The organism is Corynebacterium sp. MSK218, assembly GCF_030232655.1.
Taxonomy (GTDB): domain Bacteria; phylum Actinomycetota; class Actinomycetes; order Mycobacteriales; family Mycobacteriaceae; genus Corynebacterium.
In genome coordinates this window covers 21,945-28,987 of the sequence record NZ_JASPGN010000020.1, presented here as the reverse complement: position 1 = coordinate 28,987, position 7,043 = coordinate 21,945, and the positions used below count along the sequence as shown (strand labels likewise).

Below are 7,043 nucleotides of genomic sequence, written 5' to 3'. Positions count from 1 at the left end.
CGCCGACTACCTGGCTTTGCTACAGATGCCTTCGGCGAAGGATTAACCCAAGTGCTGGCGCATCATGCAGGTATCGGTCCAGGCACATTCATCTTGTACGACGTGACCACCTTGTACTTTGAAACCGATACTCCTGATGAGCTTCGCAAACCCGGATTTTCCAAAGAGCGCCGCCTCGAGCCACAAATCCTTGTCGGGCTGCTTACTGATGCCACCGGGTTTCCACTGCATGTGGGCGCGTTTGCTGGAAACTCGGCAGAAACCCACACGATGCTACCGATGATCACACGGTTCCAAGATGCCTACCAACTCGATGAAGTCACCGTCGTTGCTGATGCAGGCATGTTCTCCGCAGCGAACAAACAAGCACTCATCGATGCAGGGCTGCACTACATTTTGTCGGTGAAAACCCCCACCGTGCCTGAGGTGATCGAAACCTGGCGGCGGGACAACCCCGGTGACGACTACACCCACGGCCAGATCTGGACGCAAGCCTCGGCAAGCGATGGGCGCAAACACACAACCCCGAATACGGTGACGCATTACCAGTACTCCCATGATCGGGCTAGGCGCAGCCTGCGCGGAATCAAAGAGCAAGTCGCAAAAGCCAAACGCGCTGTTGACGGCGATATCGCAATCAAGCGTAACCGCTATATCGATCTTTGCGCCCCGAACAAGAAGGTCAACTATGCTCTTGCTGCCAAGCACCGAGCCCTGGCCGGAATTAAAGGCTATGAAACCGACCTGACCGCTCTTGACGCTAGTGAGGTTATCGGGCATTACCGCAGGCTACTCAACATTGAGAAATCATTTCGGATGTCGAAATCAGACCTGAAAGCACGCCCAATCTACGCCAGGAAACAAGACTCGATCACAGCACATCTCAACATCGTCATCGCAGCCCTAGCCGTGGCCCACCTGATGGAGACCCGCAGTGGTCAATCCATCAAACGCCTCGTGAGAACACTCAAGAAATACCGCAGCTTCCAACTCGTCGTTGGCGGCGAAACCATCCACGCCGCAGTACCACTACCCCCGGAAATCCAAACCCTCGTCAACACCATCACCACCCCAACCCTTCGGCACTAATTTGAGCCAAGTCAGGAAAATGAGGAATGGCAGCTGCCAGGACCTATCTTGAAGGCGGCCAATGGCTATGCCTACATCACGGACGCCGCTAAGCAGGAGCTTGTCATCGTCGATCTGCTAGGAGACCAGGAACCGCAGCGCATTCCGCTGGAGATGAAACCGGTAGAAATGGCGGTTCTGTAGCGCCTCCCCTCCAATTCGCCTTTAGCCGGATGCTTAGACCAGCGTGGCGCCGCTAGCTGGGCCGGTTGTCACTAGGCCGCGGGTGCCGCGGTTATCGGCGCAGACTTGAGCTACGACTTCACAGGCGGTCTCCTCATCCTCACAAAGGAACGCACAGGTAGGGCCAGAGCCAGAGACAATCCCCTTGAGAGCACCGGCGGCTTCGCCGGTCTCAAGGATTTTGCGCAGGTCTGGCCGCAGGGACAGCGCGGCCGGTTGGAGATCATTGTGCATGACTGCGGCAAGTTCACGTGGGTTGCCGCTTATGAGGGCTTGGCCAACCGCTTCGGTATCGAGGTGCGGGGAGCTTCCGCGGCCAGCTGCACGAAGCTCATCGAGCTTGTGGAAGACCGTCGGGGTAGACAGCCCCTCAGCGTTAGTGATGATGGCCCAGATATAGCGTCCGCGCGACAACATCGAGGTGAGCAGTTCGCCGCGCCCCCGGCCCAAGGCGGTACCACCCAAAAGTGTGAAGGGCACATCGGAACCCAGTTCCGCTGCGAGTTCAAAGAGCTTCTCCTCAGCCACAGGTTCACGGGAGAATTCGGTGCTTAATGCATGGTTGGCAAGGAGCAAGGCTGCGGCAGCATCGGCCGAACCGCCAGCCATGCCACCCGCCGCAGGGATGTTTTTCTCCATCGTCAGGATGCCCGTCGCTGGGAGCATGAGGCGTTGTGCGACCAGCTCCACAGCCCGCCAAGCCAAGTTATCCGTCGTGGCGGGCACGCCTTGTGCGTGGCGGCCGGTGACCTCCACCGTGGTGTCTTCCGACCAGCGAAAGCTGACGACGTCATGAACCTCGAGCGCTTGGAAAACCGTAGCGAGTTCATGGAATCCATCCTCGCGGGCATCGCCGACGCCAAGGTGCAGGTTGACTTTGGCGTGTGCGCGGGCCTGCCACAGCTGTGCGGACGGCGCGAGTGGCTGACTCATGATTGGCCCGCCAATCGGACAAAGTCCTCCACACCGAGTTTCTCACCGCGCAGGCGCGGATCGATGCCGGCTGCGTGTAGTGCTTCTTCGGCAGCTGCGGCGGAGCCATAGTGGCCAGCGAGTGCCGCACGCAGAGTTTTGCGGCGTTGGGCAAAGGCAGCATCGACAAGCGCGAAAAGCTGCGGACGCAGTGCTTCATCATAGGGACGCGTGCAGTCAATGCGCACGAGACCGGACTCGATCTTAGGAGCGGGCCAGAAGACATTTTTGCCAATTGTTCCGGCCTGGCGCACGGGACCATAGAAAGCAGCTTTGACACTCGGCACGCCATAGACCTTGCTTCCCGGCGCGGCCGCGAGGCGCTCGGCCACTTCCAGCTGAACCATGACGAGGACACGGCGGATTGAGGGGTACAGCTCCAACAGGTGTAGCAACACTGGAACGGCCACGTTATAGGGAAGGTTCGCCACGAGCGCTGTAGGCTCGCCCAACTCGCCCTTTTCCACGGTAAGGGCGTCTTTTTCCACCAAGGTCAGGCGGTGTGCCTGCTCCGGAGCACGCTGGGCCACGGTCTCCGGGAGCTTGGCCGCTAAGCGCGGGTCAATCTCTACTGCGGTGACGTGTTCTACTTCCCCCAGCAGACCCAAAGTCAGTGAGCCGAGGCCGGGGCCAACCTCCACTACGCGGTCCTCAGCGGAGAGGTCCGCGGCGGCAACGATACGCCGAATGGTGTTGGGGTCATGGAGAAAGTTCTGGCCCAGCTTCTTCGTCGGGGTGACGTCGAGCTCAGCAGCGAGCTCGCGGATCTCCACCGGGCCCAGCAGGTGGGGTTGTGTCATGTCTTCCAGACTAATACGCGGCGCGCCGCAGTTTTAGCGCAGGCCAAGCTTTGCGGTGCAGGCAGGCCATGCGCCCCAGCCCTGAGCTGCCTGGACCTTCTGAGCCACTGCAATCTGCTGCTCACGGGTTGCCTGCCATGCCTGCGGTGCGTACTCGTTACCGCCGAAGGCGGCCCAGGTGGACGGGGTGAACTGCAGACCGCCGGAGAAACCGTTACCGGTGTTGATAGACCAGTTACCGGTAGCCTCACACTGCGCAATAGCATCCCAGACGGAACCTTCAGCTACGGCAGGGGCAGTGGACTTCGGCTTGGTGCCGCGGGCAATACGTGCGGCTACGGGTTCAGTGTGGACGTCTTCCTTGATGACGTCGTTGGATTCTTCTTTACCGTTAACCTTGACGATCTTGCGGGTCACGGTGCGCGAGCCTGGAGTTCCCTCCTCACGGACCTCTTCAGAGCCTTCCTCAAGCTCCGGATCATCAAAGTAGTCAGCCGGAGCATCGAAGTCTTCGGTCTTCTCTTCCTCGGAGACTTCAACGCGATCCACGGTGATGCTCATGCCGGCGGTGACCGGGGTATCCAGAGCGGGGCTGACACGGTCATCCTTATCCACGGTGATACCGCGAGCTTCGAGGGCATCTTCCACGGTCTTGGCAGCGATGCTGGCGTAGGAGACCGAGCCGCCGTCAGAGACCTTCACGATCTTCGGGGAGACTACCTCGATATTCATACCTTCGGTCACCACCTCATCGTCCTCAACGGTCTTCGACCCGGAGGTTACCGCAGCGCCAGGCACGATGCCGTCGAGGCCACCCAGCAGATCGGAAATGGTGAGGTCAGTGGAGGACAGTTGCGTTTCCACGCCGTCGATGGTCACAGCAACCGGCTTGGCGGTGCGGACCGTGATGGAGTCACCATCAGCTAGTTCCTCGGACAAGGCCGGGTAGACAAGGTCATCGCCCGCCACGTCAACGCCCGCGGCCTCCAAGGCGCTGTTGACATCACTCGCAAAGGTGGCCAGAGTAGTCGTCTCACCGTTGACGTCAAGGGTGACATCCTTCTGAGCGCCAACGGCAACGACACCGCCGACAGCCAGGGTGCCCAAGACGCCGCCGGTGGCCATACGCAGCGGCAGGGAGCGGGAGTTGTTAATACGCTTGATCTGCTTCTTCGGGGACATAAACCTCTACTCGTCTCTGCAGTATTTCGTGCCAGGCATCTGCCCAGCAGTTGATTCTGCGCGACAGAATGCGCGCCCCGGCAACATCAAGGCCGGGCTAACTTTGGATAACGATACGGTAACAGCACGTAACGATCTAGAAGTCCTCACACGCCGCAACCACTAGCAGCACACTCGTCACACCAAACACGCCCGCCACCCTTGAGCAGCCGGTTTTCAAATAGTGAAGATCGTCACACTGTGGGCGGGTAGCTACACTCCAAACACGCTCGCGAAGGTTTCCTTCACTTCAGCTGCCAGCTCTTCCACGTCTTGACCACGGGCCTCAGCAATACAGGCATAAGTGTGGCCAATAAGCGACGGTTCATTGCGCGCACCGCGGAAAGGCTCCGGAGTCATGTACGGAGCGTCGGTCTCAATGAGCAGCTGTCCGGCTGGGGCAAGCGCTGCGGCCTGGCGCATCTCTTCGTTACGCTTGAAGGTCACGTTGCCAGCAAAAGACAACACATAGCCGCGCTCAAGAGCTTCCTTGGCCACTTCCAGCGGTGAGGAGAAGCAGTGCAGCATCACCTTCGGCGCCTCCGCACACTCCCCTAGTACTCGCATAAGGTCCTCATCGGCCTCACGGTTGTGGATCATGAGCGTCTTTCCTACTTTCGCCGCCAACGCGGCGTGCCAGCGCAGGGCTTCCTCCTGGACCTCCAGGGGTGCCGTGGTCTCCGGCTCGTGGTGGATCCAGTACGTGTCCAGGCCGGTTTCACCGATGGCCACGCAGCGCGGGTCCGCTGCCATCTCACTCAGGCGTGCACGGGCGGCCTCATCTAGTTCCTGCGCCTTCGTCGGGTGAATCGCACAGGCGGCATACACGTTGTCGAACTCGTGGGCTGCGGCCAGCGCCTTCTCCGCCTCAGCCAATCCGTCACCCACGGTGACAATGCGCTCAACTCCAGCGGCATGAGCGCGGGCAACAAGGTCAGCGTCGGCGTCGCGGCAGGAGGCGAGGTGCGTGTGGGCGTCGATAAGCTGGCTCAAACCTTCAGCGGGCACGGGTGTGGGGCGTGGCTTCTTCTTAGACATGGCTGCGAGTGTAGTCTTGCGCGCATGATTATCCGTGAAGCGACGGACGCCGACGTCCCCGCGATGACCGCTACTCTGAATTGGGCTATTCAGGAAACCCTCTTCATTTTCCGTAGTGAGCCCGCCACGGTGGAAGAACGCACCGAGTATCTCCACCAGTTGCGCCGCGAGAACTGCCCGTGTTTCGTTGCTTACGCGGACGATGGCACCTACCTAGGCTGGGCGCTCTACCGCCCCTACCGCGATCCGAAGGTGTGGCTGGGGTGCTATGAGACCACGATTTATGTGGATCCCGCGGCCCACGGGAAAGGGGTGGGAACACGCCTGCTCGAGGCAGTGGTTCAGCATGCGCGTGAGGCTGAACAGGTTCATACGCTGCTGGCGCTTATCGTGGCGGACAACATCGCATCCATCAAGTTGCATGAGAAGTTCGGTTTTGCCACTGTAGGAACTCTAAAAGAAGTCAGCCGCAAAGCTGGGCAGTGGTTAGACCTTGCCCATTTGCAACTCATGGTTTAAGGATTACCCGTATGCACGTTCGTCCCGCAGTGCTTGACGACGCCCCCTCCATCGCCACCATCTACAACGCCGCTTCCGCCGCAACGCCGGCGGCCAACCTGGTGACCTGGCAGGAATCCGTCGAGGACCGTAAGCAGTGGCTGGCACAGATGGAGAAAGACGACTATCCCGTCTACGTCGCCGTGGACGACGACGAAATCGTCGGCTGGGCCGCGTACTTCCAGTTCGTTATTCCCGCCATCTATTACGGCACTGCGGAGGACTCCGTCTACATTGCCGAATCCGCACGCGGCAAAGGCGTGGGCAGTGAGCTCATGGCCACGCTCATGGATCACGCCCAAGACAACGACTACGTCCAGACCATGATCACCTACATCGTGGATACCAACGAGGCGTCCATTGCCCTGCACAAGAAGTTCGGCTTCGTGGAAACCGGCCGCATGCCCAACATTCACACCAAGGACGGCGTGCGCCTCGGCTTGGTTCACTTGCAACGCGACTTCGACCGTTCCTAGCGCGGTGCCGCCACACTTTTCATTACGCCGAGGCCGCTTCAAACGGCTCAATCACCTCTAACTCCGAGAGGATTTTGTCCTCCGCAACATCCAAGTCGTAATGCGCCTGGAGACCTAGCCAAAACTGCGGAGTCATGCCAAAAAATTTGGCCAGTCGAAGTGCCGTATCAGCGGTGATAGCCCGCTTTCCGTGGACAATTTCGTTAATCCGCCGTGGCGGAACTCCAATCGATACGGCGAGTTTGTGTTGAGTTATCCCCATTTCCTTCAGGAAATCCTCCACAAGAACCTCACCGGGATGAACTGGGGGGAGCTTGTTAGTGGTAGTCAACGATCTCAACCTCCTGTGGACCTGCAGCGGTCCACCGGAAGCAGATCCGCCATTGACTATTGACACGAATGCTGTACTGACCCCGCCGATCGCCCTTTAACGCTTCGAGCCTGTTCCCCGGAGGTATTCGGAGCTCATCCAACGTCTGGACATAGCCCAGTTGCCTGAGCTTACGGAGGGCAACCGAGTGAATACGCGGATCGATTGAGCGCACTCTCTCACGATTCCACAAACGCTCGGTGTCCTTGTCCGCAAATGACTGGATCACAAACTCACCCTACCCCCCATAACGTATCGCGTCAATAACGCGGTCCGTTAAATACTTCTTCGTTGTAG

10 protein-coding genes are annotated in these 7,043 nt (G+C 59.3%); 4 read left to right on the top strand and 6 right to left on the bottom strand.

Annotated elements, in window-relative coordinates:
• On the top strand, nt 1-1,089 hold a 1,089-nt coding region (locus tag QP922_RS12475), incomplete at its 5' end, for an IS1634 family transposase (RefSeq protein ID WP_284809845.1).
• Between the two features lie 48 nt (nt 1,090-1,137).
• Nucleotides 1,138-1,272, top strand: a complete 135-nt coding sequence (locus QP922_RS12470; RefSeq protein ID WP_284809844.1) for a hypothetical protein — start codon at nt 1,138-1,140, stop codon at nt 1,270-1,272.
• Nucleotides 1,273-1,305: 33 nt separating this feature from the next.
• Here QP922_RS12470 and QP922_RS12465 read toward each other — a convergent pair whose 3' ends face one another.
• From QP922_RS12465 to QP922_RS12450, 4 genes are all read right to left on the bottom strand, one after another.
• The gene (locus QP922_RS12465; RefSeq protein ID WP_284809842.1) at nt 1,306-2,244 is read right to left on the bottom strand and encodes a 4-(cytidine 5'-diphospho)-2-C-methyl-D-erythritol kinase; all 939 of its coding nucleotides are present in this window, start codon (nt 2,242-2,244) and stop codon (nt 1,306-1,308) included.
• The gene (rsmA, locus tag QP922_RS12460; RefSeq protein ID WP_070671606.1) at nt 2,241-3,083 is read right to left on the bottom strand and encodes a 16S rRNA (adenine(1518)-N(6)/adenine(1519)-N(6))-dimethyltransferase RsmA; all 843 of its coding nucleotides are present in this window, start codon (nt 3,081-3,083) and stop codon (nt 2,241-2,243) included. Before rsmA ends, QP922_RS12465 begins: the two co-directional genes overlap by 4 nt.
• Before the next feature lie 33 nt (nt 3,084-3,116).
• Nucleotides 3,117-4,265: a resuscitation-promoting factor gene (locus QP922_RS12455; RefSeq protein ID WP_284809840.1), complete on the bottom strand. Its 1,149-nt coding sequence runs from the start codon at nt 4,263-4,265 to the stop codon at nt 3,117-3,119.
• A gap of 252 nt (nt 4,266-4,517) precedes the next feature.
• Entirely contained in the window at nt 4,518-5,342 is an 825-nt protein-coding gene (locus QP922_RS12450; protein WP_284809838.1) for a TatD family hydrolase, read from the bottom strand.
• A gap of 24 nt (nt 5,343-5,366) precedes the next feature.
• Here QP922_RS12450 and QP922_RS12445 point away from each other — a divergent pair, with 24 nt between their 5' ends.
• Nucleotides 5,367-5,861: a GNAT family N-acetyltransferase gene (locus QP922_RS12445; RefSeq protein ID WP_284809836.1), complete on the top strand. Its 495-nt coding sequence runs from the start codon at nt 5,367-5,369 to the stop codon at nt 5,859-5,861.
• An 11-nt stretch (nt 5,862-5,872) separates the two neighbouring features.
• A complete protein-coding gene (locus QP922_RS12440) occupies nt 5,873-6,376 on the top strand; it encodes a GNAT family N-acetyltransferase (protein WP_284809835.1) in 504 nt (167 codons plus the stop codon).
• A 22-nt stretch (nt 6,377-6,398) separates the two neighbouring features.
• On the opposite strand, the gene QP922_RS12435 is transcribed toward QP922_RS12440, so the two are convergent.
• Entirely contained in the window at nt 6,399-6,659 is a 261-nt protein-coding gene (locus QP922_RS12435; RefSeq protein WP_502869620.1) for a HigA family addiction module antitoxin, read from the bottom strand.
• Between the two features lie 34 nt (nt 6,660-6,693).
• Nucleotides 6,694-6,975, bottom strand: a complete 282-nt coding sequence (locus QP922_RS12430) for a type II toxin-antitoxin system RelE/ParE family toxin (RefSeq protein ID WP_070671594.1) — start codon at nt 6,973-6,975, stop codon at nt 6,694-6,696.
• Nucleotides 6,976-7,043 lie beyond the last annotated feature (68 nt).